The following is a 26,282-nucleotide window of genomic DNA, read 5'->3' as shown; positions in this document are numbered from 1 at the left end:
CGCGGCGGCACGCGCGGTCGCCCCCTGTTCACCCTGTGCGCACCGGGTCCGCTCCCTCTGATGCGGCCGATCGCCCGAGTCCTGGGATCAGCGCGCTGTGGGAGTCCCCGCCGCCCGGGCCCCTGCCACACGGGTCGCGATGATGAGAAATCTCGCAGCGATCGGGCGGCGAGGCTTGCGCTCGGACCCTCCGCTTCGGTGGAGTGTCCGGATGACCGACACGACGGACACCGCCGAGACCGCTCCCGGGAAGGCGTCGCTCAAGCGGGTGATCACCGGGCCGCTGCTGTTCGCCTTCATCGTGGGCGACACGCTCGGCGCCGGCATCTACACCCTGGTCGGCACGATGGCCGAGGACGTGGGCGGCGTGATCTGGCTGCCGCTGCTGATCGCGCTGGTCGTCGCCCTGCTCACCGCGGGCACGTACGCCGAGCTGATCACCAAGTACCCGCACGCCGGAGGGGCGGCGCGCTACGTGGACCGCGCGTTCGGGAAGCCGTACCTCTCGTTCCTGATCGGCTTCCTGATGATGGCCTCCGGCATCACGACGGCCGCCTCCCTGGCGAACGCGTTCGCGGGCGACTACCTCGGGGCTCTGCTGGACGTGCCGCCGATCCCCACCGCGATCGTCTTCATCGCGATCCTCACCCTGGTGAACCTGCGCGGGGTGAAGGAGTCGCTGACGGCGAACCTGGTCGCCTCGGTGATCGAGGTGAGCGGACTGGTCATCGTCATCGTCTGCGCCGCGGTCTTCTTCGGCTCCGGCGACGGCGACGCCTCCCGCGTGCTCGAGTTCAACCCCGACGTCGCTCCGCTGCAGGGGGCGTTCGCCGCCTCGATCGTCGCCTTCTTCTCGTTCCTCGGATTCGAGGCCGCGGCGAACATGGCCGAGGAGGTGCGGAACCCCTCGAAGGTCTACCCGCGGGCCCTCTTCGGTGCGCTGATCACCGCCGCCGTGGTCTATCTCCTGATCGCGCTCGGCGCCGTGATCGTGCTGCCGAACGACGAGCTCGCGGCCTCCAGCGGCCCCCTGCTGGACGTGGTCGCGGCGAGCGGAGTGGCGGTGCCGCCGTGGCTGTTCGGCCTGATCGCGCTGGTCGCCATCGCGAACGGCGCTCTGCTGTTCATGGTGATGGCGTCGCGGGTCGGCTTCGGGCTCGCCACCTCCGGGCTGCTGCCGAGCGCTTTCGGGAAGGTGCTGCCGGGCCGCCGCACGCCGTGGGTGTCGATCGTGGTCGTCGGCGGAGTGACGATGCTGCTCAGCCTGATCGGCGACGTCGGCACGCTCGCCGAGACGACGGTGCTGCTGCTCCTGCTGGTGTTCATCGCGGCGAACGTGTCGGTGCTGGTGCTGAAGAAGGACCGCGTCGACCACGCCCACTACTCCGTGCCGCGGGTGGTGCCGGTGCTCGCGACCATCGCGAGCGTGGTGCTGCTGACGCAGCAGACGGGCGTGGTCTGGCTGGCGACAGCGGGCTACGTGGTCGTGGGGACGCTGCTGTTCCTCGCCACCCGCCTGGGGAAGCGGAAGCACGCGGAGCGGACCCCGGACTGATCCGGGCCGGCGGCGATCCGTCGCGAGCGGCCCGTCCGCGGATCCCCTGCGGGCCGTCCGCGGCGGATCGATCGCGGGGGGCGGTGAGGAGTGGGATCGTGAGGCTATGACCGTCACGCTCGAGCCGATGCCCGCCGCCGCTCTCGCCGCCTGGATGCGGGTAGAGCGCTCGGCGTACATCGAGGACCGGATGCGCGCGGGCGACGACGAGGCGGCCGCGACGCGCAACGCCAACGCCTCGTACGAGAAGTACTTCCCGGGCGGCTCCCCCGCCGCCGGGCACGACGTGCTCCTCGTCTCCGAGTACGGCCGCGCGGTCGGGTCGCTCTGGCTCGGCCCGCACCCGAGCGGACTCGAGGCGTCGGGTACGTCTGGGACGTGCAGATCGACGCCGCCGAGCGCGGCAGCGGCCTCGGCCGGGCGGCGATGCTGCTCGCGGAGTCGCACGTCCGCTCCCGCGGCGGCTCCGCCCTCGCGCTGAACGTGTTCGGCTTCAACACCGCCGCGCGGACGCTGTACGAGTCGCTCGGCTACGAGACGACCTCCCTGCAGATGCGCAAGCCGCTGGCCTGAGCGGGGGCTGCTCGACTCCGGGAAGGGGCACGACCCGGTCGCGCAGAACGCCGCACGCCGTACTCGAGGGCGGACGCCGACGGGCGCCCACCGACGAGCACGGCGGCGGTGGTGGAACCGCCGGAAATCAGCGGGACCCTGCGGTCAGCTCGTGGAGGCGACGGCGGTCGGGTCGCCGGCGCCGGACGGACGCGGGGTGTCACCCGGTCCGGTCGGCACCGACGCGCCGGTCGGCACCACGGTGCCGCCGGTCGCCATCCCCCGGCCGAAGGCCTGGCCCTGGAGGATCGCGCCGAGGTCGACGCCGGTCGCCGACCTGACGCTGTCGAACGTCGCGGCGAGACCCGCCGCCTGCTCGCGCGCGATGTGGGTGCCGGCCGTGTCGCCGCCGATCAGCGTCACCGAGCCGACGTTCTGGTAGCCCTTCGCGAACTCGGCCATGAGCGAGGGCAGCTGCCCGATGAGCTCGCGACCCAGGATCGCCTCCTGGTTCTCGCGGAGCGCCTCCGCCTCGGCCGCGATGGCCGCCGCGCTCGCCTCGCCCTTCGCGCGGATGGCCTCCGCCTCGGCGGTCGCGTTCGCGCGCAGCGCCTCGGCCTCTGCGCCCGCCTTGGCCCGCAGTGCGTGGGCCTCGGCCTCGGCGCGGGCGCTCACGGCGGCGGCCTCGGCGGCGGCGGACGCCTGGCGCGCCTCCGCCTGGCGCTGGACGGCGTACGCCTCGGCGTCCGAGACCTGCTGCGCGACCTGGCGGTCCGTCTCGGCCTTCTTCTCGCGTCCGTAGGCGTCGGCGTCGGCCTCGGTCTGACGGCGGTACTTCTCGGCGTCCGCGACGCGCTTGACGTCGGCGTCGAGCTCGGCCTGCCGGTTCTCGGCGCGCTGCACGAGGACGGCCTGCTCGCGCTCGGCGCGGGCCAGGTTCTCGGCCTGCTCGGCCTCGGCGTTGGCGCGGCCGACCTCGGACTTGGCGGCGGCGGTGTTCTTGTCGTAGGCGGTCTGCTCGATCAGGTTCGCCTCGTCCGTGGCGAGCTGGCGGGCCTTGACCTCGCGGGCGGCGTTGATCCGCGCGACGTCGGCCTCGCGGCGGACACGCTCGATCTCCTGCGCTCCGAGCGCCTCGATGTAGCCGTTGCGGTCGGTGACGCCCTGGATCGCGAAGGAGTCGAGGACGAGGCCCTGGGCGAGCAGGTCGCCCTTGATGCCCTCGGCGATCTCGTCTCCCAGCTTCTGCCGGTCCTGCATGACCTCCTCGACGCTGAGCTTGGCGACGACGCCGCGGAGGGCGCCCTCGAGCTGCTCGGTCGTGAAGACGTCGATGGACTGGTCCTGCGACGCGAAGCGCTCGGCGGCGGCGCGGACCTGGTCGGCCGTGGACCCGATCTTGACCAGGGCGACGCCCGCCAGGTGGATGGTCACGCCGTTCTTGGTCTGCGCGACCGGCTCCATCTTGATCTGGCGGGAGCGCAGCGAGATGCGGTCTGACCGCTGGGTCAGCTTGTTCACGAACGCGCCGCCGCCGGTGATGACGGTCATGTTCGAGGTGAGGCCGTCCTCGCCCTTCTGCTTCTTCCCGACGATCACGATCGCCTCGTCGGCCTGCGGCACCTGGTACCAGGCGCGGAAGAGGAAGAAGCCGATGAGGGCGATCAGCAGGAGTGCGCCGACGGCGACTCCGGCGAGGACGATCCAGAGGAGATCCGGTTCCATGGGCGGGCGACCTTTCGTCCGACCCGCGCGACGCGGGTACCTGAGAGACGTACAGGTTCCATCGTGTCACAGCGCCTCGGACGGCCGCGTCGGCCGGAGGGGGGATACTGCGGACGCCGCCGAGAGCGGTTCGCGAGGGGGCGGGCCCGGACGAGGACGCCACGAACGAGGGCGTCGCGCGGAGTGCCGCGGAGGAGATCAGTGCTGGGGTACCTGGACTCGAACCAAGAACAACTGAACCAGAATCAGCCGTGTTGCCAATTACACCATACCCCAATGGTCATCCGGAGGTGATCCCGGGACCAGGCGGCGACCGGATCGGGACCCGAGCGCCGAGAGACGACAGTACCCTACGCGGGCATCCCGCTCAAATCGAGCCGCGGACGACGCTGCCCTCGGACTCCGGGGCGGCCTCGCCGAGGCGGGCGCGGACGAGGTCGCGGTTGATCGCGGAGGCGACCTGGGCGCCCGATCCGGCGGCGACGATCAGCTGCTGCGGGCCGGGAGGGGTGACCTCGCCGGCGGCGTAGAGGCCGGGGACGGACGTGCGGCCACCGGCGTCGACGCGGAGGAAGCCGTCGGCGTCGCGGTCGGGGCCGGCCGCGTCCAGGTAGTCCAGCGCGGGCGTCCAGACGGGGCGGACGAACGCGCCGGTGCGCGGCACGACGTCGCCGTCGACGAGGCGGACGCCGGTCATCTCGGCGCGCTCCCCGGCGAGGTCGGCGACCGGGCGCCGGTCGACCCGGATGCCGATGGAGGCGAGCAGCGACTCGTCGGCGTCGCTCACCGTCCCGACGCCGTTGGTGAAGACGATCAGGTCGGTCGACCACTGCGAGAGGAGCATGGCCCGCTCCGCGAGGTCGTCGGTCTCGCCGATCAGGGCGAGCGCCTCCCCCGCCTTCTCGTAGCCGTCGCACTCCATGCAGCTGTGCACGGCGGTGCCGTAGTAGGCGCGCAGGCTCGGGAGCGCGGGCGGCGTCTCGAGGAGCCCCGCGGCGACCACGACGGCGGTGGCGACGACCGAGCGGTCCGCGCTGCCGCGCACGCCGCGCGCGCCGACCACGAATTCGCCGCCGGAGCGCTCGACCGACGTGACGAGGGCGTTGTGCACCTCGGCGGCCTCGTAGCGCTCGAACTCCTCGCGGCCGAGGCGGCGCAGCTCGAGCGGCGAGATGCCGTCGCGGGTGAGGAACCCGTGCGAGTGCAGGGTCGCAGCGTTCCGCGGGCGGTTGCTGTCGAGCAGCAGCACGCTGCGGCGCGCCCGGACGAGGTTGAGCGCGGTCGAGAGCCCGGCGGGGCCCCCGCCGATCACGACGACGTCGTAGCGTCCGCCGACCGTCTCCGCCACGGTCAGGCCTGCCGGGAGGTGCCGAGGTGAGCGCCCAGGCGGTCGAGGCGGGCGATCGACTCCTGCTTGCCGAGGATCTCCATCGACTCGAACAGCGGCGGCGAGACGCGGCGTCCGGAGACCGCCGTGCGCAGCGGCCCGTAGGCGATGCGGGGCTTGAGGCCGAGGCCCTCGATCAGCGCGGAGGCGAGCGCCTCCTGGATCGAGGCCGTCAGCCACTCGGACGCGGGGACGAGCTCGAGGGCGCCGATCGAGGCGGCGAGCACCTCGCCGGCGTTCGCGGGCAGGCCCTTCAGCGCGTCCTCGTCGTACTCGAGCGCGTCGGACGCGGTGAAGAGGAACCCGAGCATGCCGGGGGCCTCCCCGAGCAGGCCGATCCGCTCCTGCACGAGGGGTGCGGCGGCGTCGAGCACGGCGCGCTGCTCGGCGGTCGGCTCGCCCGCGAGCACTCCGGCCGCCACGAGGTACGGGATCGTCCGCTCGGTGAAGTCGTCGACGGCCAGGAGGCGGATGTGATCGCCGTTGATCGACTCGGCCTTCTTGAGGTCGAAGCGGGCCGGATTGGGGTTCACGTCGGCGACGTCGAAGGCGGCGACCATCTCGTCGATCGAGAAGACGTCGCGGTCGTGCGTGAGCGACCAGCCGAGCAGGGCGAGGTAGTTGACCAGGCCCTCCGGGATGAAGCCGCGGTCGCGGTGGTGGAAGAGGTTCGAGGACGGATCGCGCTTGGAGAGCTTCTTGCTGCCGTCGCCCATCACGTAGGGGAGGTGCCCGAAGCGCGGGACGAAGGTCGTCACTCCGATGTCGATCAGCGCGTGGTACAGCGCGATCTGCCGGGCGGTCGAGGGGAGGATGTCCTCGCCGCGCAGCACGTGGGTGATCTGCATGATCGCGTCGTCGACCGGGTTCACCAGCGTGTAGAGCGGCTGGCCGTTGGGGCGCACCACGACGAAGTCGCTGAAGGAGCCGGCGGGGAACGTGATCGGGCCGCGGACCAGGTCGTCGAAGGACAGGTCGGCGTCCGGCACGCGCAGGCGCAGCGCCGGGGCGCGGCCCTCGGCGCGGAAGGCGGCGCGCTCCTCCTCGGTGAGATCGCGGTCGTGGTTGTCGTACCCGTGCTGCTTCGCGCGGCCGGCCGCCTCGTTGCGCGCGTCGATCTCCTCGGCCGTGGAGTAGCTCTCGTAGAGGTGCCCCGAGGCCGTCAGGCGCGCGATCACGTCGAGGTAGACATCGGTGCGCTCGGACTGCCGGTACGGGCCGTGCGGGCCGCCGACTCCGACGCCCTCGTCCCAGTCGAGCTTCAGCCAGCGCAGCGCGTCGAGGATCTGCTCCACGCTCTCCTCGCTGTCGCGGGCGGCGTCCGTGTCCTCGATGCGGAAGACGAACGTGCCGCCGGTGTGGCGCGCGTACGCCCAGTTGAACAGGGCGGTGCGGATGAGGCCGACGTGCGGGGTCCCGGTCGGCGAGGGGCAGAAGCGGACGCGGACGTCGCTCCCGGTCGCGGTCGTGAACGGGTGCGCGTCCGGCGCGCTTTCCAGGGGCGGGGTGAGCTCAGACATACGAGGCCGATCCTACCGGCGGGAGCCGGTGCGGCGCCCGGGATCGCGGGGGCCGTGGCGCCTCCGCCCCGGGCACGGTGCGCGCCTCGCGGCGACTGCTTCTACCGGACAGCACTGCTCCGAGTCAACGGACTCCCCGAGCGAGCAGGAGCAGTGGTGCGCTGACCCCGGGCCTCTCGTCGAGAGGGCCCGAGCGCCGCACCGCAGGCCGCGCCGGGCCTCCGCGCGAGCGTGCCCGGAAGGAGCACTGATGAGCACGATCGATCTCGACCCCCGCACCGACCGCCCGAGCGCCCTCACCGAGGCGGCGCGGGAGGAGAAGGACGCCCGCACGCTCTCGCTCTTCCAGGCGGCTGTGAGCGCGGAGGCCGCCGAGGGCGCGCGCATCCGCGAGCGCATCGTGCTCGACCACCTGGGCCTGGCCGAGGCCATGGCCCGCCGGGTCTCCCGGAGTGGAGGCGACTGGGCGGATCTGCGCCAGGTCGCCTACGTGGGCCTCGTGAAGGCCGCCCGCCGCTTCACTCCCGAGCGCGGCGACAGCTTCGCCGCGTTCGCCGTCCCCACGATCACCGGCGAGCTCAAGCGCCACCTCCGCGACCTCGGCTGGATGATCCGGCCGCCGCGCGGCGTGCAGGAGCTGCACCGCCGCTCCGCCGTCGTCGCCGACGAGCTCGCGCAGGAGCTCGGCCGGCACCCCACCGACCAGGAGATCGCCCGCCGCCTCGGAGTGGACGCGACGGAGGTGGCCGACGCGCGCCTCGCGGGGCATCCGCTCTCCCTCGACGAGACCGTGGGCGAGGGCGGCGTCGGCCTGGGCGACACTCTCGGCGGCGAGGACGACCGGCTGCTCGAGATCGACCGGCGGCACGGGCTCGCCGAGGCCCTCGCCGAGCTCGAGGAGGGCCAGCGCGAGCTCCTGCGGATGCGCTTCGTCGAGGAGCGCACCCAGCAGCAGATCGCCGACGCCCTGGGGACGACGCAGATGCAGGTCTCGCGCCTGCAGCGGCGGATCCTCGCGCAGCTCGCCGACCGGCTCGGCGCCCCCTCGCGCAGCCATCAGCCGCGTGCTCCCCGGGCCCGCGTGGCCACGGTCACTCCGGTCCGACCGGCGACGCGGCTGAAGTCCGCCTGAGGTGGGCCTCGGCACGCGACGGGAGCGACGCGAGGGCGGCGAGGACGTCGTCGACCTGGACCGCGAGCAGCGCCGGGTCCGGCTCGGCAGAGAAGACGTCTCCGCGGCGGAGGGAGGCGTCGGTCAGCACGACGTGCGGCCCCGAGGCCGGAGGGCCCCAGGCCTCGGGCGGTGCCGGACCGAAGATCACGACCGAGGGGACGCCGTACGCGGAGGCGAGGTGCGCGGCTCCGGTGTCGACGGTCACTACGACCTCGGCGGCCGCGACGACCGCGGCGAACCCGCTGAGCGCGAGCTCCCCCGCCAGCACCTCGCCCGTGCCGGCGAGCTCGGCGACGCGGCGGGCGCGGTCGGCCTCGTTCGCGCCTCCGGTGTAGACGACGCGGTGCCCCTCGGCGGTGAGGGCGCGCGCCACCGCGGCGAAGCGCTCCTCCGGCCACTCGCGAGAGCCGTAGAAGGCCCCGATGTGCACGACGGCGGCTCCGGGGGCCGAGGCGGGCTCCTCGGGGACGGCGATCGCGACGTCCTCGGGGTCGGCGTCGAGACCGATCGAGTTCACCAGGCGGGCCCAGCGGGCGCGCTCGAGCTCGCCGTCGATCCAGAGCGGCCGCGGGTCCTCCGGGCCCGCGCCCGGGTCCAGCGCCGGGACGCGGAACTCGAGCGTGCGCTCGGGCGCGATCTCGCGCAGCCGCAGCCGCGACTCCGGGCCGTTGCCGTGGAGGTTCACGCCGAGCTCGACGCGGCCGGCGGCCATCGGCAGCGGGTCGTCGAGTCCGTGGAGGGTGGGCACGAGCGCGTCCAGGCCCTCGACCAGGTCGACGATCGGCTCGAGCCAGGGCGTGGTCGCCATGATCAGCCGGTGGTCCGGGAAGCCTCGGCGCAGGGCCTTGAGCGCCGGGACGGCGACGAGCAGGTCGCCGAGCTTGAGGGCGCGCAGCGCGAGGATCTCCGGAGTCCCGTCCGGGGCGGTGAGAGCGCGCACGGCGCCTCCTTCCTGTCGGAGTCCCCGTACCCCGCTGCGCGCACCTCAGACGCGCCGCCCGCAGATGCGAGCGACGCGCCCGGACGGACCGACTTCTCCGGAAGGGGGTTTACATCCCCGGTCGAGGGGTACGAGGAGAAGGTGAACGACTCCTCCTCCCGGAGCGCCGACGAGCGCGCGAGGGCCCCGCGCCTGCGGGGGATCCTCTTCGACCGCGATGCGACGCTCGTGGTCGACGTGCCCTACAACGGCGACCCAGCGCAGGTCTCCCCGATGCCCACCGCCGTCGCCGCGGTCGAGCGGGCGCGCGAGGCGGGGCTGGCCGTGGGCGTGGTCACCAACCAGTCCGGGATCGCCCGCGGGATCATCGACCGCGGCCAGGCCGACGCGGTGAACCGGCGCGTGGACGAGCTGTTCGGTGGCTTCGACGTGTGGATGCTCTGCCCCCACGGCCCGGAGGACGGCTGCTCCTGCCGGAAGCCCCGGCCCGGCATGGTGCTCGGCGCCGCCGAGCAGCTGGGACTGCCGGCACGGTCCCTCGCCGTGATCGGCGACATCGGGGCCGACGTCCGCGCCGCCGCCGCGGCCGGCGCCCGTGGAGTGCTGGTGCCGACTCCGATCACCCGCGCCGAGGAGGTGGACGCCGCTCCGCTGCAGGCGGCGACGCTCCTCGAGGCGGTCGAGCTGCTGCTCGCGATGCAGCCCGCCGAGGACGCCGAGTGAAGCGCCGCGTGCTCGTCGCCCGCCTGGACAGCGCGGGAGACGTCCTGCTGTGCGGACCCGCCGTCCGCGCGATCGCGGCCGACGCCGAGGTGCTGCTGCTGAGCGGTCCGCAGGGAGCGCCCGCGGCCGCGCTGCTGCCGGGTCCCTCCTCCGTCCGCACCTGGTGGTGCCCGTGGATCGGCGACGCCTCCCGCCCCGTCGACTCCGAGCTCGTCGACGAGCTGCGCGCGATCGTCGAGGAGTTCGCGCCGGACGAGGCCGTGATCCTCACCTCCTTCCACCAGTCGCCGCTTCCGCTGGCCCTGCTGCTCCGCCTCGCCGGTGTCGCCCGCATCACGGGCGCCTCAGTCGACTTCGCGGGCGCCCTGCTCGATGTGCGCCTCGTGCCGGGCGAGACCCTCGAGGAGGACCAGCCGGAGCCGGAGCGCGCGCTCGCGATCGCGGCGGCGGCCGGCTTCGCGCTGCCCGCCGGCGACGACGGACGGCTCCGCGTGCGCCGCGAGGGCGTGCTGCCCGCCGCTCTCGAGGGGATCGGCCCCTACGCGGTCGTGCACCCCGGGGCAGCCGTCCCCGCCCGCGCCTGGCCCGCGGCGAACGCGGCCCGCGCCGTCGAGCTGCTGGCGGACGCGGGCCTCGCTGTCGTCGTCACCGGCGGCCCGGGCGAGCGCTCCCTCACGGCCGAGGTCGCGGGCACCCGCGGCATCGACCTCGGCGGGGCGACGGACTTCCCCGGCGCCGCCGAGGTGCTGGCCGGCGCCGAGGTCGTGATCTGCGGCAACACCGGCCCCGCGCACCTCGCCGCCGCGGTCGGCACCCCCGTGGTCAGCCTCTTCGCGCCGGTCGTCCCGGCCGTGCGCTGGGCGCCCTACGGCGTCCCGGTCGCGCTGCTCGGCGACCAGGAGGCGCCCTGCGCCGGCTCGCGCGCCCGCGTGTGCCCCGTCCCCGGCCATCCCTGCCTCGCGGGGGTGAGCGCCGAGGAGGCGGTCGCCGCCGCCCTCCGACTCCGACCCACGACTTCCCCGAGAGAGGCCATCGCATGAGGATCCTGCTCTGGCACGTGCACGGCGGCTGGGCGGACGCCTTCGTCCGCGGCGCCCACACCTACCTGCTCCCCACGACTCCGGCCCGCGACGGCTGGGGCCTGGGCACCGGCGGCCGCGACTGGCCGAGCGCCGTCGAGATCGCGCCCGAGGAGCTGCACGACGCCGACGTCGACGCGGTCCTCCTCCAGAGGCCCGAGGAGCTCGCCGAGGCCGAGCGCCTGCTCGGGCGACGCCTCGGCCGCGACGTACCCGCCGTCTACGTGGAGCACAACACACCCCGCGGGGACGTGCCGGACAACCGCCACCCGCTCGCCGACCGCGACGACCTGCTGATCGTCCACGTCACCCACTTCAACGCCCTGATGTGGGACACCGGATCGACGCGGACGACGGTGATCGAGCACGGGATCCACGACCCGGGTCCCCTCTACACCGGCGAGCTGCCGCACTTCGGCGTGGTCGTCAACGAGCCCGTCCGCCGGGGCCGGGTCGCCGGGACCGACCTGCTCCCCCGCTTCGGCGCCGTCGCTCCGCTGGACGTCTTCGGGATGAAGACCGACCGGCTCGCCGAGCTGCCGGGCCTGGAGGACGTGACGGTCCTCGGCGACGTCCGCACGCAGGCGATGCACGCGGCCCTGGCCCGCCGCCGGGTCTACCTGCACCCGTTCCGCTGGACCTCCCTCGGCCTCGCGCTGCTGGAGGCGATGCATCTCGGGATGCCCGTCGTCGCGCTCGACGTGACGGAGGCGGGGCGCGCCGTCCCGCCCGAGGCCGGAGCGGTCTCGAACGACCTCGACGCCCTCGTCGCCTCGGCCCGGGCGCTCGTCGAGGACCCGGACCGCGCCGCCCGCGCCGGCGCCGTCGCCCGCGAGGCCGCGCTCGCGCGCTACGGCCTCGCCCGGTTCCACCGCGACTGGGACGAGGTCCTCGCCGACCTCCCGGGACGCCGGTCGCCGGAGCCCGCTCTGGAAGGGAGCACCCGATGAAGCAGCACCTCTCCTCCGCGCCCGCGCTCACGATCGCCATGGTCTCGGAGCACGCGAGCCCGCTGGCGACCCTCGGCGGCGTCGACGCCGGCGGCCAGAACGTCCACGTGGCGGCGCTCGCCGACGCCCTCGCGCGCCGCGGCCACCGCGTGGTCGTCTACACCCGCCGCGACGACCCCTCCCTGCCCCGGCGCGTGCCCTTCACCTCGGGAGTCGAGGTCGTGCACATCGACGCCGGGCCGCCGCGCCGGGTGTCCAAGGACGAGCTGCTGCCCTTCATGGGCGACTTCGCCGTCGACCTCGCCGAGGAGTGGCTGCAGGAGCGGCCGGACCTCGTGCACAGCCACTTCTGGATGTCCGGGGTCGCCGCGCTCGACGCCTCCGAGCGGGTGGAGCGAGCCACGGGTCGGCGCGTGCCCGTCCTCCACACCTTCCACGCGCTGGGCGTGGTCAAGCGCCGCCAGCAGGGCGCGCTCGACACCAGCCCCGAGGAGCGCGCCTGGCTCGAGCCCGGAGTGGGCCAGAAGGCCGACGGCGTCGTCGCCACCTGCTCGGACGAGGCCTTCGAGCTCAAGGGGCTCGGCGTGCCGACCTCGCGCATCTCGGTGGTGCCCTGCGGAGTCGACATCGACCGGTTCTCGGTCGAGGGCCCGGTCGCGCCCCGCAGAGAGCGCTCGCGGCTCATGACCATCGGACGCCTGGTGCCGCGCAAGGGCATGGGCATCGCGATCGAGGCGCTCGCGCACCTGGTCGCGGCCGGCCACGACGCCGAGCTCGTCGTGGTCGGGGGCTCCGGCTCCGGCGACGCGCTGACGGCGGACCCCGAGTACCAGCGGCTGCACGGCGTGGCCGAGAGCCTCGGCGTCGCGGACCGTGTCGACTTCGTCGGCCAGCTCTCGCAGACCGAGATGCCCGCGATGCTCCGCTCGGCCGACGTCGTGGTCTGCGCGCCCTGGTACGAGCCGTTCGGCATCACTCCGCTCGAGGCGATGGCCTGCGGCGTGCCGGTCGTCGCCTCCTCCGTGGGCGGCCTGATCGACACCGTGGTCGAGGACGTCACCGGGGTCCACGTGCCTCCGCGCGATCCGGTCGCCCTGGCCGCCGCCCTCGGCTCGCTGCTGGAGGACCCCGACCGCGCCCGCGCCTACGGGGCCGCCGGCCGCGAGCGCGTCGAGTCCCGCTACTCCTGGGACCGCGTCGCCGCCGACACCGAGCGCGCCTACGTCACGACGCTCGCCGGCCTCGGCGACGAGTCGCTCCTCACCGGCGCCACGAGCGCACCCTCATCCCCCACCACCCGGAAGGCGGCTCCGCGACGATGACCATCGACACCGCGACCATCGACACCGTTCTGGACACCCCGGCCGACGCCGCCCGGCGCCTCGTCGACGACCACGTGGCGCGCGCGCTCGACGCGGTCGCGCAGCTGGAGCGCCACTCCGACAGGATCGCCGCCTGGGGCGTCGAGCTCGCCGACCGCCTGCACTCCGGCGCGCGCCTGCTCGCCGCGGGCAACGGCGGCTCCGCGGCGGAGGCGCAGCACCTCACCGCCGAGCTCGTCGGCCGCTTCGACGGCGACCGCGTCCCCTTCTCCGCCATCTCGCTGCACGCCGAGACGTCGAGCCTGACCGCGATCGGCAACGACTACGGCTTCGACCACGTGTTCTCGCGCCAGGTCACCGCGCACGCCCGGGCGGGCGACGTCGTGGTCCTGCTCTCCACCAGCGGACGCAGCGCGAACCTCCTCCACGCCGCGGAGGCCGCCCGTGCGGCGGGCGCCCGGTCGTGGGCGCTGACCGGCGAGGGGCCGAACCCGCTCACCGAGCTCTGCGACGAGGCGATCGCCCTCGAGGGCCACGGCTCCAACGTGCAGGAGGCGCAGCTGGTGCTCGTGCACGCGCTCTGCCGGGCCTTCGAGCACCGGATCCGCGCGCGGACGGCGGCCGCCTCGTGAGCCGCCTGCGCCTCGTCGTCGTCGGCGACGTGATGCTCGACGTCGACCTCTCCGGACCCGCCGAGCGGCTCAGCCCGGACGCCCCCGTCCCCGTGGTCGACGTGTCGGCCCGCAGCGCCCGCGCCGGCGGTGCCGGGCTGGTCGCCCGGATGCTCGCCCGCGACGGGCACGAGGTGACGCTGGTGACCGCGCTCGCCGAGGACTCGGATCCGGACGTGGCGGAGCTGCGCGCCGAGCTGTCCGGCGTCCGCCTGGTCGCCGGGCCCTCGGGAGCGCCGACGCCGGTGAAGACCCGCGTCGCCGCCTCCGGCCAGGCCGTCGTGCGGATCGACCGCGGCTGCGAGACGCCGCCCGTCCCCGGCGTCACCGACGCGATGCTCGCCGCCCTCGCCGACGCCGACGCCGTGATCGTCGCCGACTACGGCCGCCGCCTGACCGAGGAGCCGTCGCTCCGCACGGCGCTCGACGCGCTCACCGTGCCGCTGGTGTGGGATCCGCACCCGCGGGGCTCGCAGCCGGTCGCCGCCACCTCCCTCGCCACCCCGAACCTGGCCGAGGCCACCGCCTTCTCGGGAGCCGTCGGCCGCGGAGTGACGCGCGCCGAGTCCGCCGCGACCACCCTCCTCGAGCGCTGGGGCTGCGGTGCGGTCACCGTGACGATGGGATCCTCCGGCGCCCTGCTGCGCTCCCGCGGCGCCGGCGTCCCGGTCGTCGCACCGGCCGTCGCCGTGCCGCCCACCGACCCGTGCGGCGCGGGCGACCGGTTCGCCGCCTCCGCCGCGGTCGCCCTCGCCGAGGGCGCGAGCACCTCGGAGGCGGTGCAGGCGGCGGTCGCCGCGGCCGGCGCCTACCTCCTCGCGGGAGGGGTCGCCTCACTGTCCGCTCCCGCCGACCCCGCACCCCTCCACGGCGGCGGGGTGGACGCCCTGCGCGTCGCCGAGTCCGTCCGCGCGGCAGGAGGAACGGTGGTCGCGACGGGCGGCTGCTTCGACCTGCTCCACGCCGGCCACGCCCGCACCCTCTCCGCAGCACGCGCTCTCGGCGACTGCCTGATCGTCTGCCTCAACTCGGACGACTCCGTCCGGCGCCTCAAGGGCGCGGCACGGCCGATCATCCCCGAGGACGACCGCGTCGACCTGCTGCTCGCGCTCGAGTGCGTCGACGCCGTGCTGGTCTTCGGCGAGGACACGCCGGACGAGGCGCTGCGCCGCATCCGCCCCGACGTCTGGGTGAAGGGCGGCGACTACTCCGCCGAGTCCCTCCCCGAGACGGCGACGGTGGCGAAGTGGGGCGGCCGGGTCCTGACCGTGCCGTACCACCCGGGCCGCTCGACCACCCATCTCGCCGCCGCGCTCGCGCGCGTCGGCTGACCCGCGGCCCACGAGGCCCGCAGACCACCCCCGGAAGGAAACCATGAGCACCACTCCCACCCCCATCGGCCGCGTCCTGATCACCGGAGGAGCCTCCGGGCTCGGTGCGGCCGTCGCCGCCGCGGTCGCCGCCGCCGGCGGCACCCCGATCGTGCTCGACCGCGACGTCTCGTCGGTGAAGGAGGGCGTCGCCGCCTACCAGGTCGACGTCGCGAAGACCCGCGAGGCCGAGAAGGCGGTCGTCGAGATCGCCCGCGAGCACGGCGGGCTCGACGCCGTCGTGACCGCGGCCGGCATCGACCGCTGCGGCCGCCTCGTGGACGTGGAGCCGGAGGAGTGGGAGCGCGTCATCTCCGTCAACCTCCTCGGCACCGCGGCCGTCGTCCGGGCGGCCCTGCCCTTCCTCACCGAGACCCACGGCCGCGTCGTCACCGTCGCCTCCTCGCTCGCGATCAAGGCCGTCTCGGACGCGACCGCGTACTGCGCCTCGAAGTTCGGCGTGCTCGGCTTCACCCGCGCGCTCGCGGCCGAGACCAAGGGCGAGATCGGCGTGACCACGCTGATCCCGTCGGGCATGAAGACGCGCTTCTTCGACGACCGCGACGAGCAGTACAAGCCGGGTCCGGACGCGCTGCTGAACGATCCGGAGAACGTGGCGAACGCCGTCATGTTCGTCCTCGGCCAGCCGCGCGGCTGCGAGGTCCGCGAGCTCGTCATCACGCACGAGGAGGAGCCGTCCTGGCCGTGATCCGCTGATCCGGGCGCGCCCCGGATCCCCCTCCGCGAGACGCCGCCTCGGTCCGCACGCCCCGGCGCGTCGCGTACCGAGGTGGCGTCTCGCGGTTCAGCGGGTGGAGGCGAGCACCCCGCGGACGTCCTCGAGCACCGCCTCGACGCGCACATCGCCGACGAACGTGACGTCGTGCTCGCAGCGCGGAGCGGTCCAGCCGACCTGCGTGGCGTCGCGCCCGCAGACCGGGCAGTGCGTGGTCCAGCTCAGCTGCACCCGATGGCGCTGCCGCCCGAGGGCCGCGGCGTTGATCGCGTTGCCCACCCAGAAGACCCCGACCGTCGGAGCGCCGACCGCGGCGGCGAGATGGCGTGGTCCGGAGTCGTTGCCGAGCACGAGGTCGGCGAGCGAGAGCAGCGGAGCGAGGTCCGGGAGGTCCACGACGCCCGCCCAGGAGACCGCTCCCGGCGCTCCGGCGACGATCTCGTCGGCGGCGGGCACGTCCGAGGCGTCGCCCACCACCAGCACGCGCGCGCCGTCCGCCAGCAGCTCCGTCGCCACGGCGGCGAAGGAGGCGGCGGGCCAGCGGCGGCGGGGATCGGTCGCGCCGGGGTGGATCAGCACCAGCGGGCCGCCCGCGGGCAGCGCGGCGGCGAGGCGGTCCCGCCGCTCCGGATCCACGGCGAGCGCCGGCTCGAGGCGGGTCGCGGGCGCTCCGGCCAGCCCGACGATCTCGAGCGCCCGCAGCATCTCGTGCTGGTAGTAGACGTAGGGGATCGTGCGCTCGAGCTCCGCGGCGTCGTCGGTGCGCGACCCGATCGTGTGGCGCGCGCCGAGGCGCTGGAGGAACGGGTTGGAGTAGCGCCCGCCGCCGTGCAGCTGCACGGCCAGGTCGAAGCGGCGCGCGCGCATCCGCTCGGTGAAGTCCTCGACGACCCGGGGGTCCTCCCCCTCTCCGTCGCGGACGCCCTGCGCCACCGGCAGGATCTCGACGTCGGCGATCGGCGACTCGACGCCCGTCAGCAGGACCCGGTGCGCGGGCGTCCCGAGCAGGGTGATCTCGGCTCCCGGGTAGGCGGCCGCGAGGGCGTCGACGGCGGGCAGCGCGAACAGCAGGTCGCCGAGTCCGCCGCCGCGCAGGACGGCGATCCTCTCGACTCCGGCGAAGGGCTCTCGGAGGGGGGCGATGGCGACCACGACGGGTTCCTCTCAGGTGCGGAGGGCGCGCGGGCGCCGCTCCGGGGACGGTGCACTCCTCCACTTCCCCGCCGGGACCGATCCGAAACCGGATCGGGGGCGAGCCCGTCGCCGATCCGGGGGTGGATTCCCGAGGCGGCGTGTCTAGGCGCGCACCACCCGGGTACCGGACAGATGCGTCCGCCACTCCGCGGGCGCCCCCGACCGAGAGGTGACCGTGACCATCGACATCACGACCCCCGCCACGACCGCCGCCGACGCCGTCCGCCGCGCGCGGACCGCGTTCCCCGCGTGGGCCGCCACCGCGCCCGCCGAGCGCGGCGCCCTGCTCCGTGCCGCCGCCCACCGCGTGGCCGAGCGCGAGCAGGAGCTCGCCGACCTCAACACGCAGGAGACGGGCAAGCCCGCCGGCGACGCGCTGGGCGGCGTGCGCGCCGGTGTCGACACGCTGCTCCAGTACGCCGAGCTCGGCCCGCTGCACCGCGGGAGGAGCCTGCGCGGAGGGGCTCTCAACGTCGATCTGGCCCTGCCGCACCCGCGCGGTGTCGTGCTCGCCCTCACTCCGTGGAACGACCCGGTCGCCGTCGCTGCGGGCCTCCTGGGCGCCGCGATCGTCTCCGGTGACGTCGTCGTGCACAAGCCGAGCGAGCGCAGTCCGGGCACGGGCGCCCTCTTCACGAGCATCCTCGCCGAGGCGCTGCCCGAGGGCGTGCTGACCCTGGTCGAGGGCGACGGGGCGGTCGGCGACGAGCTGGCGCGCACCGAGGGCGTCGACGTCCTCGCCCACGTCGGCTCGACCGCCACCGGCCGCGCGCTCGCCCGGGTCGCCGCCCTCACCGGCAGGCACGTGATCCTCGAGAACGGCGGCAACGACGCGCTCGTCGTCGACCGCGACGTCGACCCGGTCTGGGCCGCCGAGCAGGCCGCGCTGGGCGCCTTCGCCAACGCCGGCCAGATCTGCACCTCCGTCGAGCGGATCTACGTGCACCGCGACATCGCCGAGGCGTTCACGGCGGCGCTGGTCGCCGAGGCCGACCGCTGGAGCGCGGGCCCGCTCCCCCGCCTCGTCGACGCCCGCATGCGCGACGCCGTCCACGAGCACGTCACGGAGGCGCTCGGCAGCGGCGCGCGCGCCCTCACCGGCGGCACTCCCGGGGACGGCACCTTCTACCCCGCGACCGTCCTGGCCGACTGCACCGAGTCGATGCTGGTGATGACGGAGGAGACCTTCGGGCCCGTCGCGCCGATCCGCGTCGTCGACTCCTTCGACGAGGGCCTGGACCTGGCCGCCGCGAGCCCCTACGGTCTGGCCGCCTCGATCCTCACCGCCGACATGGAGCACGCCCATCGGGCCGCGGCGACGCTGCCGGTGGGCACCGTCAAGGTCAACGGCGTCTTCGGAGGAGCCCCGGGCGGCAGCGCCCAGCCCCGCGGAGCGTCCGGCTCCGGCTTCGGCTACGGCCCGGAGCTGCTCGACGAGATGACCACGACCACGGTCGTGCACTTCGGCCTGCCCGTTCTGCCGGGAGGCGCGCGATGAGCCTCGAGGGCTCGGCGCTCCAGCGGGCGAGCGCCCTCCTGGCGCACGTCCACGAGCGCCCGCCGGTCGTCGCCGTGATCGGGGACCTCATCCTCGACTCCTGGTGGCTCGGCGAGGCGGAGCGCGTCACGCGGGAGGCGCCCGCGCCGGTCCTGCGGCTCGAGGACGTCGTCGACGTCGCGGGCGGGGCCGCCAACACCGCCGCCAACCTGCGCGCGCTGGGCGCCGTCGTCCGCACGGTCGGCGTGGCCGGACGCGACTCCGAGGGCGACCGGCTCGTGCGCGCCCTCGAGCGGGCCGGCCTGGACACCTCCCGGGTCGTCCGCACCGGCGCTGCGACGACGATCAAGACCCGCGTGGTCGGCGGCGACAGCGTGATGCTGCGCGTCGACTCCGGCCCGCACCACCCGGCCGACGACGAGCTGGCCCTGCTCGCCGGTGCCGCCGCCGAGGCCGCCGCGGGCGCCGACGCCGTCCTGGTCTGCGACTACGGCTCGGGGATCCTCCGCGAGGCCGTCGAACGCCTGCTCGCCGTCGGGCGCCCCGGCCTCCTCGTGATCGACGCGCACGAGCTCGCCGACTGGGCCTTCGCCCGGCCGGACCTCGTCACCCCGAACGCCAAGGAGGCGGAGCGGCTGCTCGGCGGCTCCCTCGGGCGCGGGACGGAGCGGGCCGCCGCCGTGCGCGACGCGGCGGACGACCTGCGCGCCCGCTCGGGCGCCCGGCACGTCGTGGTCACCCTCGACCGGGACGGCTCCACCGCCCTCGACGCCGACGGCACGGTCAGCCGCACCTTCGCTCAGCCCGCGGAGGAGAAGCAGGCGTCCGGCGCCGGCGACACCTTCGCCGCGACCGCCACCCTCGCCCTCGCCGCCGGCCGCTCCCTGGCCACCGCCGTCGATCTGGCGCAGGCCGCCGCCGACGTGGTCGTGCAGCGCCCCGGCACCTCCGTCTGCTCGGGCGACGACCTGCTCGCCTCCCTCGCCGCTCCCGGCGCCGTCGTGCTCGGCGAGGACGCCCTCGTCGAGGTCCTCGCGGAGCAGGCGCGCCGCGGTCGCCGCGTGGTCTTCACCAACGGCTGCTTCGACGTCCTGCACCGCGGCCACACGGCGTATCTCCGCCAGGCCCGCGAGCTCGGCGACGTGCTCGTGGTCGCGGTGAACGACGACGACTCCGTCCGGCGGCTGAAGGGCGAGGGACGGCCGATCAACCCGGAGGGCGACCGCGCGGGCGTGATCGCCGAGCTGGGCTGCGTCGACTACGTGACGCTCTTCGGCGGAGACACCCCCATCCCGCTGCTCGAGCGCGTGCAGCCCGACGTCTACGTGAAGGGCGGGGACTACAACCCCGACATGCTCGCGGAGGCGGCCGTCGTCCGCTCCTACGGGGGCGTCGTCACCACGGTCGGCTACGTCTCGGAGCACTCCACGACCGAGATGGTCCAGCGCATCCGATCGGCCGCGCCGTGACCAGCCGCCGGTGGTCCGGGCGCTGGGGGATCCCCGAGGCTCCCCGGCAGCCGCTGATCGACGTGCTGGTGCCGACGGTCGGCCGCCGTGCCGAGCTCGCCGCCACGCTCGCCGGACTCGCCGCCCAGGACGACCCGCCCTTCCGCGTGATTGTCAGCGCCCAGTCCGACGACGCGGTCGCCGAGAGCGACCCGACGATCCTCGCGATGCTGCGCGTGCTGGAGGCGCAGGGCCGGGCTCCGGTGGTGCGCCGGCACCTGCCCCGGCGCGGGCTCGCGGAGCAGAGGCACTACCTCCTCTCCCTCGCCACCGCCCCGGCCGTCCTCTTCCTCGACGACGACGTGTGGCTCGAGCCGGGCACGCTCTCGCGGCTGCACGAGGCCCTCGAGCGCCTCGACTGCGGCTTCGTCGGCTCCGCGGTGCAGGGCCTGTCCTACCTCGAGGACGTGCGCCCGCAGGAGACCGAGTCGTTCGAGACCTGGGAGGAGCGCGTGGAGCCCGAGCGGGTGCGGCGCGGAACCCCGGAGTTCGAGCGCTGGCCGCTGCACAACGCGGCCAATCTCACGCACGTCGCCGCCCGCCTCGACGTCCCGGAGGGCGCCTGGCGCGCGTACCGGGTCGCCTGGCTGGGCGCGTGCGTCCTCTACCGCCGCGACGCCCTCCTGGCCGTCGGCGGCTTCGACTTCTGGGAGCACCTGCCCCCGGAGCACAGCGGTGAGGACGTCGCCGCGCAGTGGCGCGTCATGGAGCGCTTCGGCGGCGCGGGCCTCGTGCCCAGCGGCGCCGTGCACCTCGAGACGCCCACGACGGTCACCGACCGGCGCGTCGACGCCTTCGACCGGCTCTTCGCCGAAGAGCACTCGTAACACTCAGCAAGGCGACGAAAGGACAGCACGATGGACGCACCCAACCCGATCCAGATCCAGAAGTACCTCTCGGGCATCGACTACCCCGCCTCGAAGGACACGATCGTCGAGACCGCGGAGAAGGAGGGCGCGGACGGCGACGTCCTCGAGGCCCTCCGTGCGATCCCGGACGGCGACTACGAGAAGCCCACCGACGTGAGCTCGGCCGTCTCGAAGGTCTGACCCCCTCCGCGGGACGCCGCTCCGGTGCACGGCACGCCGTGCCTGCCGCACCGGAGCGGCGTCCCGCGAGCGGCGATCGGCCGGCGCGGAGAGCCGGGGTCAGGCGGAGGCGTGCTCGCGCTCGCGCAGGACGCCGGACTCGAGCGCCTGGAACGACAGCACCTTGTAGCCCTCGGACTCGAAGAAGATCGTCGCCCGGTCGGCCTCCACGCTCATCACGGTGCCGGCGCCCCACTCGCGGTGCTCCACCGACTCGTCGACGTTCAGAGGGGCGTCCACGGGCGCCTCGACGGTCTCGCCGCTCGCCTCGTGCCGCTCGCAGCCGTCGCAGTTGCCGCACCACTCGGCCGACTCCACGCCGAAGTAGTCCAGCAGGACTCGGCGGCGGCACTGGCTGGTCTCCGCGTAGGCGCGCATCATCGACAGGCGCGACTCCGCGATCCGCTCGCGGGAGGCCAGAGCCTCCTTCACCGCGTGCACGGCCTCGTCGCCCGAGGCCTCGCGCGTCGCGCGCAGTCCGGAGCCGGTCTCCACCAGCCCCGCGTCCGCGAGATCGTTGACGATCCGGGCGATCGTGCGGGCCGGCTTCCCCAGCTCCTTCGCGAGAGCCGCGGTGTCGAGCCCCGGCTGCTCCGAGACGGCCGCCCAGATCACGCGCAGCGCGGCCTTGTCGACCGAGCGCTTGGCGAAGAAGCGGCGGAGACCCAGATCCTCGGCGCGGTAGTGCAGCGCGCCCGTGGCCGGCTCGCCGTCGCGGCCCGCGCGGCCGATCTCCTGGTAGTAGGCGTCGAGCGACTCGGTGGTCGTCGCGTGCAGCACGAAGCGGACGTCGGCCCGGTCGATGCCCATTCCGAAGGCCGAGGTCGCGACGACGACGTCGAGCTCGCCGGCGCGCCACTGCTCGTGCACGACCTTGCGCTCGGACACCTTGAGTCCGGCGTGGTACGCCGCGACCCGGCGCCCCTCCGCCGCGATGTCGGCCGCGTAGGCCTCCGTCTCCTTGCGGGTGGCGACGTAGACCAGGCCCGGAGCCGTCCAGCTGCGCGCCTCCTCGACCACGGCGGCGCGCTTCTCGTTCTCGCTCTCGTGGCGGTGCACCACCAGCCGGATCTCCGGACGGTCGACGCCGTGAACCTGGATCTCGGGGTCGGTCATCCGGAGGCGCTCGATGATCTCGTCGCGCACCGGCCCGGAGGCGGTGGCGGTCATCGCGAGCACCGGCGGGTCGCCGAGCTCGCCGCGCACATCGGCCAGGCGGAGGTAGTCGGGGCGGAAGTCGTGGCCCCAGGAGGAGACGCAGTGCGCCTCGTCAACGACCAGGAGCGACACTCCCGCGGCCGCCAGGCGCGCCACGTTCTCGGGCTTGGCGAGCTGCTCGGGCGCCAGGAGCACGTAGAGCGGGCCGCCCTCGTCGATCCGGTCCCAGGCGCGGGCGACGGCCGCGGCGCCCTGGGAGGAGTTGATCGCGACGGCGGGCGGGGCCGCCGGAGCCGCCTCGATCGCGGCGAGCTGGTCGGCCTGCAGGGCGACGAGCGGGGAGACGACCAGGACGACGCCGCCGCGCTCGGCTCCGGCGATCTGGTAGACCGCGGACTTGCCGCCGCCCGTCGCCAGCACCAGCAGCGTGTCGCGCCCGGAGGCCGCCGACTCGATCGCCTCGCGCTGACCGGGGAGCAGCGACGACCAGCCGAAGTCCTCCCGGGCGATGCGGCTGACGGAGTCGGTACGGGAGGAGTTCATAGCTCGACGCTACGACCAGACGGCCCCGGAGGCAGTCCGCTTGACAGCGCCGGGGAGCACGGTGAAGGCGCGTCGCCCGGCCTCACGGCCCGCCTCTGCCCCCTCGCTCCCGCGCTGTCAACGTCCTGCGGACGGGCCCGTCGCGTGCTGGGCTGGAGCCCCGACGAGAGGAGCCGACATGGCCGACCAGAACGTGAACGAGGACCTTCCCGGATCCGGCGGCGACGCCGCCCCGAACACCGGCGGCGCGCAGACGGTGCTGCCCGGCGAGGACGCGGCCGACGCCTCCGCAGCGGGGGCCGCTCCCGGGGGCACCGCGATCGACCGCGGTGTCACGGACGCCGTGACCGACGGCGACAGCGGAGGGGACACCGTCTCCGGCGACGCCGACCTGCCGGACGAGACCGAGGGCGCGGTCGGCAGCGACCCGGCGAGCACCGACTGACGTCCCGCTCGAGCGCGTCCAGCCCGCGCGGTCCGAGGATCCGCGCGGGCCGGAGGCGCTCGTCCCTCCGCGGAGGAGGGCCCGGGCTCAGCGCCGGACGACCACCGGGTTGAACAGCGTGCCGATGCCCTCGACGTCCACCGCGACGGTGTCCCCGTTCGCGATCGGCCCGACGCCGGCGGGCGTCCCCGTGAGGATCACGTCCCCGGGGAGCAGCGTGAAGATGCGCGAGACGTAGGCCACGAGCTCGGGCACCCCGTGGATCATGTCGCCGGTGCTGCCCGACTGCTGCACGCGCCCGTTGACGCGCGTCTCGATCGCGCTCTCGTTCCAGACGAACTCGGTCTCGATGACCGGGCCGAGCGGGCAGAAGGTGTCGTAGCCCTTCGCCCGCGCCCACTGGCCGTCGGAGCGCTGGAGGTCGCGCGCGGTGACGTCGTTGGCGATGGTGTACCCGAAGACCACGTCCTCGTAGTCCTCTGCGCGGACGTTGCGGGCCACGGCGCCGATCACGATCGCCAGCTCGCCCTCGAACTCCACCTGCTGGCTGTCCTCGGGGAGGACGATCGCCTCGTCCGGGCCGATGACAGACGTGTTCGGCTTGAGGAACACCAGCGGCTCCGCCGGGGCGTCACCGCCCATCTCAGCCGCGTGGTCGGCGTAGTTCTTCCCGATGCCGACGACCTTGGAGCGCGGGATCACCGGCGCGAGGAGCTTCGCCTCCGCGATCGGGATGCGCTCCCCCGTGGTGTCGAACCCGGCGAACATCGGGTCGCCGGCGAGCACGACCAGGTCGTCCTCGTCCACGATCCCGAAGTGGATCGCTCCCCCGTTGTCCCCGTCGCGCTGCGTGGCGAATCGTGCGATCTTCATGCGTCCAGCCTCGTCATCCATCCGTGCGTGTCCTCGCGGCGTCCGTACTGGATGCCGGTCAGCTCCTCGCGGAGCGACATCGTGAGCTCCCCGGCGGGCGCGCCCTCGCGGCCGACGGAGAAGCCCTCGCCCTTGAGCTCGGCGATCGGGGTGATCACGGCGGCGGTCCCGCAGGCGAACACCTCGACCACGTCGCCGGAGGTCACTCCGTCGCGCCACTCGTCGATGCTCACGCGGCGCCGCTCGACGCGGTGGCCGCGGTCCTCGGCGAGCTGCAGGACGCTGTCGCGCGTGATGCCCTCGAGGATCGAGTCCGATTCCGGGGTGACCAGCGTGCCGTCCTTCTTCACCAGCACCACGTTCATGCCGCCGAGCTCCTCGATCCACTGCGACTCCTGCGAGTCGAGGAAGAGGACCTGCGCGCAGCCGTGGCTGTAGGCCTCCTGCTGCGGGAGGAGGGAGGAGGCGTAGTTGCCACCCGTCTTCGCCGCTCCCGTGCCGCCCTTGCCCGCCCGGGCGTAGGAGGTGGAGAGCCAGATCGACACGGGGGCGACGCCGCCCGAGAAGTAGGCGCCGGCGGGGCTGGCGATCACGTAGTAGCCGACGTCCTCGGCCGCGCGCACGCCGAGGAACGCCTCCTGCGCGAACATGAACGGGCGCAGGTAGAGGCTGGTCTCCGGCTCCGAGGGGACCCAGTCGCCGTCGACCGCGATCAGCTGCCGCAGCGACTCGACGAAGAGGTCCGTCGGGAGCTCCGGCAGCGCGAGGCGGCGGGCCGAGCGCTGCAGGCGGCGCGCGTTCGCCTCCGGGCGGAAGGTCCAGACGGAGCCGTCCTCGTGGCGGTAGGCCTTCATCCCCTCGAAGATCTCCTGCGCGTAGTGCAGGACGGCGGCGGCGGGGTCGAGCGCGAGCGGGCCGTAGGGCTCGACGCGGGCGCTGTGCCAGCCGTCCGTGCGGGTCCAGCGGAGGCCGACCATGTGGTCGGTGAAGTGCATGCCGAAGCCGGGGTTCGCGAGGATCCGGGCGCGCTCCTCGGCGGAGCGGGGCGCGGGGGCGGCGGTCACCTCGAAGGCGAGGTCGGCGGGGGCGGAGTCGGTGCTCATCGTGGTGGTGTCCTTCTGCGGGGGATCAGCGGAGGCGGGCGACGACGGAGTCGCCGATCGCGGCCGTGGAGCGCGGGGTGCCGTCGCGCGACTCGATGTCGGCGGTCACGGCCGCGGTGACGCGGGCGGCCTCGTCGCTCCGGCCGAGGTGGTCCAGCAGCATCGCAGCCGAGAGGATCGCGGCGGTCGGGTCGGCGAGCTGCCGTCCGGCGATGTCGGGCGCGGATCCGTGGACCGGCTCGAACATGCTGGGGAACGCGCCGTCGGGGTTGATGTTGCCCGAGGCCGCGAGTCCGATGCCGCCGCTGATCGCGCCGGCCAGATCGGTCAGGATGTCGCCGAAGAGGTTGTCGGTGACGATGACGTCGAACCTAGCAGGGTCGGTCACGAGGAAGATCGTGGCGGCGTCCACGTGGAGGTAGTCGACGGCCACGTCCTCGAAGGCGGCCCCCACCTCGTCGACGATCCGCTTCCAGAGCGAGCCGGAGAAGACGAGGACGTTCGTCTTGTGCACGAGCGTCAGCCGGGAGCGCCGCGCGCGGGCGAGCTCGAACGCGTGGCGGACGACGCGCTCGACCCCGTAGGCGGTGTTGACCGACACCTCGTTGGCGACCTCGTGCGGGGTGCCCTGCCGGATCGAGCCGCCGGTGCCGACGTAGGGGCCCTCCGTGCCCTCGCGGACGACCACGAAGTCGACCTCGCCGGGAGCCGCGAGCGGCGAGGCGATGCCCGCGTAGAGACGGGTGGGCCGCAGGTTGACGTAGTGGTCGAGCTCGAAGCGCAGCCGCAGGAGCAGCCCGCGCTCGATGTTCGCGTCCCGGAGGCGCGGGTCGCCCGGTGCTCCGCCGACGGCGCCCAGGAGGATCGCGTCGTGCCCCGCGATCGCCGCGAGGTCCTCGTCGGTGAGGACGTCGCCGGTCTCGAGGTAGCGGGCGGCGCCGAGCGAGAAGGTGGTCGTCTCGAGCACCAGGTCGGAGTCGGTGGTGACGGCGTCGAGGACCTTGACGGCCTCGGCGGTCACCTCGGGCCCGATCCCGTCTCCGGGGATGACGGCGAGCTTCACGGTGCGGGGCATGGCGGTCCTCAGGCGTACGGGGTCGGAGTCCCCCCAGCGTACTCGCGGCCCGCCCGCGCCGCGGTCCGGGGCACGCGCCCCCGTCGGGCTGGC

General features: G+C 74.5%; 24 protein-coding genes and 1 tRNA gene. 15 read left to right on the top strand and 10 right to left on the bottom strand.

From position 1 onward, the window contains the following. Positions 1-211: 211 nt before the first annotated feature. Entirely contained in the window at positions 212-1,555 is a 1,344-nt protein-coding gene (locus tag C5C55_RS05850; RefSeq protein ID WP_104226270.1) for an APC family permease, read from the top strand. 150 nt (positions 1,556-1,705) lie between these two features. Beyond that, entirely contained in the window at positions 1,706-2,128 is a 423-nt protein-coding gene (locus C5C55_RS16940) for an N-acetyltransferase (protein ID WP_104233237.1), read from the top strand. A gap of 144 nt (positions 2,129-2,272) precedes the next feature. Here C5C55_RS16940 and C5C55_RS05840 read toward each other — a convergent pair whose 3' ends face one another. From C5C55_RS05840 to gltX, 4 genes are all read right to left on the bottom strand, one after another. Beyond that, entirely contained in the window at positions 2,273-3,832 is a 1,560-nt protein-coding gene (locus C5C55_RS05840) for a flotillin family protein (protein ID WP_104233236.1), read from the bottom strand. Between the two features lie 204 nt (positions 3,833-4,036). Beyond that, positions 4,037-4,108 (bottom strand) — tRNA-Gln (locus C5C55_RS05835). 91 nt (positions 4,109-4,199) lie between these two features. Next, entirely contained in the window at positions 4,200-5,180 is a 981-nt protein-coding gene (locus C5C55_RS05830) for an NAD(P)/FAD-dependent oxidoreductase (protein ID WP_104276156.1), read from the bottom strand. A gap of 2 nt (positions 5,181-5,182) precedes the next feature. Then, positions 5,183-6,739: a glutamate--tRNA ligase gene (gene gltX / locus C5C55_RS05825; protein ID WP_104233235.1), complete on the bottom strand. Its 1,557-nt coding sequence runs from the start codon at positions 6,737-6,739 to the stop codon at positions 5,183-5,185. Between the two features lie 250 nt (positions 6,740-6,989). On the opposite strand from gltX, the gene C5C55_RS05820 reads away from it, so the two are divergent. Then, complete coding sequence (locus tag C5C55_RS05820) at positions 6,990-7,871, top strand: sigma-70 family RNA polymerase sigma factor (RefSeq protein WP_104223520.1); 882 nt, start codon at positions 6,990-6,992, stop codon at positions 7,869-7,871. On the opposite strand, the gene C5C55_RS05815 is transcribed toward C5C55_RS05820, so the two are convergent. Continuing rightward, on the bottom strand, positions 7,831-8,853 hold the full coding sequence (locus C5C55_RS05815; protein ID WP_104233234.1) for a glycosyltransferase family 9 protein: 1,023 nt from the start codon (positions 8,851-8,853) through the stop codon (positions 7,831-7,833). The genes C5C55_RS05820 and C5C55_RS05815 overlap by 41 nt on opposite strands. A 141-nt stretch (positions 8,854-8,994) precedes the next feature. Here C5C55_RS05815 and C5C55_RS05810 point away from each other — a divergent pair, with 141 nt between their 5' ends. Genes C5C55_RS05810 through C5C55_RS05780 form a run of 7 tightly spaced genes read left to right on the top strand, consistent with a single transcriptional unit; the run spans position 8,995 to position 15,677 of the window. Beyond that, positions 8,995-9,576, top strand: coding sequence for an HAD-IIIA family hydrolase (locus C5C55_RS05810; RefSeq protein WP_104233233.1), 582 nt, complete (start codon positions 8,995-8,997; stop codon positions 9,574-9,576). Beyond that, a complete protein-coding gene (locus C5C55_RS05805; protein ID WP_104233232.1) occupies positions 9,573-10,616 on the top strand; it encodes a glycosyltransferase family 9 protein in 1,044 nt (347 codons plus the stop codon). Before C5C55_RS05810 ends, C5C55_RS05805 begins: the two co-directional genes overlap by 4 nt. Next, the gene (locus C5C55_RS05800) at positions 10,613-11,605 is read left to right on the top strand and encodes a glycosyltransferase (RefSeq protein ID WP_104233231.1); all 993 of its coding nucleotides are present in this window, start codon (positions 10,613-10,615) and stop codon (positions 11,603-11,605) included. The genes C5C55_RS05805 and C5C55_RS05800 overlap by 4 nt, the downstream gene beginning before the upstream one ends. After that, positions 11,602-12,927: a glycosyltransferase gene (locus C5C55_RS05795; RefSeq protein WP_104233230.1), complete on the top strand. Its 1,326-nt coding sequence runs from the start codon at positions 11,602-11,604 to the stop codon at positions 12,925-12,927. The genes C5C55_RS05800 and C5C55_RS05795 overlap by 4 nt, the downstream gene beginning before the upstream one ends. Continuing rightward, positions 12,924-13,559 carry an SIS domain-containing protein gene (locus tag C5C55_RS05790; protein ID WP_104223523.1) on the top strand — a complete coding sequence of 212 codons (636 nt, stop codon included), beginning with the start codon at positions 12,924-12,926 and terminating at the stop codon, positions 13,557-13,559. Before C5C55_RS05795 ends, C5C55_RS05790 begins: the two co-directional genes overlap by 4 nt. Before the next feature lie 5 nt (positions 13,560-13,564). Further along, a complete protein-coding gene (locus C5C55_RS05785; protein WP_104233300.1) occupies positions 13,565-14,929 on the top strand; it encodes a PfkB family carbohydrate kinase in 1,365 nt (454 codons plus the stop codon). A 43-nt stretch (positions 14,930-14,972) separates the two neighbouring features. Continuing rightward, on the top strand, positions 14,973-15,677 hold the full coding sequence (locus C5C55_RS05780) for an SDR family oxidoreductase (RefSeq protein WP_104233229.1): 705 nt from the start codon (positions 14,973-14,975) through the stop codon (positions 15,675-15,677). A gap of 96 nt (positions 15,678-15,773) precedes the next feature. On the opposite strand, the gene C5C55_RS05775 is transcribed toward C5C55_RS05780, so the two are convergent. Continuing rightward, positions 15,774-16,856, bottom strand: coding sequence for a glycosyltransferase family 9 protein (locus tag C5C55_RS05775; RefSeq protein WP_104233228.1), 1,083 nt, complete (start codon positions 16,854-16,856; stop codon positions 15,774-15,776). Between the two features lie 217 nt (positions 16,857-17,073). Between C5C55_RS05775 and C5C55_RS05770 the strand changes: the two genes are divergently transcribed. From C5C55_RS05770 to C5C55_RS05755, 4 genes are read left to right on the top strand one after another with little or no spacing between them, the layout of a single operon-like run. After that, positions 17,074-18,396, top strand: a complete 1,323-nt coding sequence (locus tag C5C55_RS05770) for an aldehyde dehydrogenase (RefSeq protein ID WP_258062856.1) — start codon at positions 17,074-17,076, stop codon at positions 18,394-18,396. Further along, positions 18,393-19,865, top strand: coding sequence for a D-glycero-beta-D-manno-heptose 1-phosphate adenylyltransferase (rfaE2, locus tag C5C55_RS05765; RefSeq protein ID WP_104233226.1), 1,473 nt, complete (start codon positions 18,393-18,395; stop codon positions 19,863-19,865). Before C5C55_RS05770 ends, rfaE2 begins: the two co-directional genes overlap by 4 nt. Beyond that, positions 19,862-20,731, top strand: a complete 870-nt coding sequence (locus C5C55_RS05760) for a glycosyltransferase family A protein (protein ID WP_219812988.1) — start codon at positions 19,862-19,864, stop codon at positions 20,729-20,731. The genes rfaE2 and C5C55_RS05760 overlap by 4 nt, the downstream gene beginning before the upstream one ends. A gap of 30 nt (positions 20,732-20,761) precedes the next feature. Continuing rightward, positions 20,762-20,953: a DUF2795 domain-containing protein gene (locus C5C55_RS05755; protein ID WP_104223528.1), complete on the top strand. Its 192-nt coding sequence runs from the start codon at positions 20,762-20,764 to the stop codon at positions 20,951-20,953. A 99-nt stretch (positions 20,954-21,052) separates the two neighbouring features. Here the strand turns inward: C5C55_RS05755 and C5C55_RS05750 are convergent, their stop codons facing one another. Next, complete coding sequence (locus C5C55_RS05750; RefSeq protein WP_104233225.1) at positions 21,053-22,693, bottom strand: RecQ family ATP-dependent DNA helicase; 1,641 nt, start codon at positions 22,691-22,693, stop codon at positions 21,053-21,055. A gap of 178 nt (positions 22,694-22,871) precedes the next feature. Here C5C55_RS05750 and C5C55_RS05745 point away from each other — a divergent pair, with 178 nt between their 5' ends. Continuing rightward, a complete protein-coding gene (locus C5C55_RS05745) occupies positions 22,872-23,138 on the top strand; it encodes a hypothetical protein (protein ID WP_104233224.1) in 267 nt (88 codons plus the stop codon). 87 nt (positions 23,139-23,225) lie between these two features. Here the strand turns inward: C5C55_RS05745 and C5C55_RS05740 are convergent, their stop codons facing one another. Genes C5C55_RS05740 through C5C55_RS05730 form a run of 3 tightly spaced genes read right to left on the bottom strand, consistent with a single transcriptional unit; the run spans position 23,226 to position 26,189 of the window. Further along, positions 23,226-24,011 carry a fumarylacetoacetate hydrolase family protein gene (locus C5C55_RS05740; RefSeq protein ID WP_104233223.1) on the bottom strand — a complete coding sequence of 262 codons (786 nt, stop codon included), beginning with the start codon at positions 24,009-24,011 and terminating at the stop codon, positions 23,226-23,228. Then, positions 24,008-25,114 carry a branched-chain amino acid aminotransferase gene (locus C5C55_RS05735; RefSeq protein WP_104233222.1) on the bottom strand — a complete coding sequence of 369 codons (1,107 nt, stop codon included), beginning with the start codon at positions 25,112-25,114 and terminating at the stop codon, positions 24,008-24,010. The genes C5C55_RS05740 and C5C55_RS05735 overlap by 4 nt, the downstream gene beginning before the upstream one ends. 25 nt (positions 25,115-25,139) lie before the next feature. Further along, entirely contained in the window at positions 25,140-26,189 is a 1,050-nt protein-coding gene (locus C5C55_RS05730) for a 3-isopropylmalate dehydrogenase (protein ID WP_104233221.1), read from the bottom strand. Between the last annotated feature and the right edge of the window lie 93 nt (positions 26,190-26,282).

The sequence above is a fragment of the Rathayibacter sp. AY1C2 genome (assembly GCF_002931195.1).
Lineage (GTDB): Bacteria > Actinomycetota > Actinomycetes > Actinomycetales > Microbacteriaceae > Rathayibacter.
The sequence above is the reverse complement of the archived record's forward strand: the minus strand, read 5'-3'. Positions and strand labels throughout refer to the sequence as shown.

Coding starts and splice junctions, on each gene's coding strand:
- C5C55_RS05750 (WP_104233225.1), bottom strand. CDS start 22,693: ATGAACTCCTCCCGTACCGACTCCGTCAGCCGCATCGCCCGGGAGGAC.
- C5C55_RS05790 (WP_104223523.1), top strand. CDS start 12,924: ATGACCATCGACACCGCGACCATCGACACCGTTCTGGACACCCCGGCC.
- C5C55_RS05755 (WP_104223528.1), top strand. CDS start 20,762: ATGGACGCACCCAACCCGATCCAGATCCAGAAGTACCTCTCGGGCATC.
- C5C55_RS05740 (WP_104233223.1), bottom strand. CDS start 24,011: ATGAAGATCGCACGATTCGCCACGCAGCGCGACGGGGACAACGGGGGA.
- C5C55_RS05730 (WP_104233221.1), bottom strand. CDS start 26,189: ATGCCCCGCACCGTGAAGCTCGCCGTCATCCCCGGAGACGGGATCGGG.
- C5C55_RS05735 (WP_104233222.1), bottom strand. CDS start 25,114: ATGAGCACCGACTCCGCCCCCGCCGACCTCGCCTTCGAGGTGACCGCC.
- C5C55_RS05850 (WP_104226270.1), top strand. CDS start 212: ATGACCGACACGACGGACACCGCCGAGACCGCTCCCGGGAAGGCGTCG.
- rfaE2 (WP_104233226.1), top strand. CDS start 18,393: ATGAGCCTCGAGGGCTCGGCGCTCCAGCGGGCGAGCGCCCTCCTGGCG.
- gltX (WP_104233235.1), bottom strand. CDS start 6,739: ATGTCTGAGCTCACCCCGCCCCTGGAAAGCGCGCCGGACGCGCACCCG.
- C5C55_RS05840 (WP_104233236.1), bottom strand. CDS start 3,832: ATGGAACCGGATCTCCTCTGGATCGTCCTCGCCGGAGTCGCCGTCGGC.
- C5C55_RS05745 (WP_104233224.1), top strand. CDS start 22,872: ATGGCCGACCAGAACGTGAACGAGGACCTTCCCGGATCCGGCGGCGAC.
- C5C55_RS05780 (WP_104233229.1), top strand. CDS start 14,973: ATGAGCACCACTCCCACCCCCATCGGCCGCGTCCTGATCACCGGAGGA.
- C5C55_RS05820 (WP_104223520.1), top strand. CDS start 6,990: ATGAGCACGATCGATCTCGACCCCCGCACCGACCGCCCGAGCGCCCTC.
- C5C55_RS05800 (WP_104233231.1), top strand. CDS start 10,613: ATGAGGATCCTGCTCTGGCACGTGCACGGCGGCTGGGCGGACGCCTTC.
- C5C55_RS05795 (WP_104233230.1), top strand. CDS start 11,602: ATGAAGCAGCACCTCTCCTCCGCGCCCGCGCTCACGATCGCCATGGTC.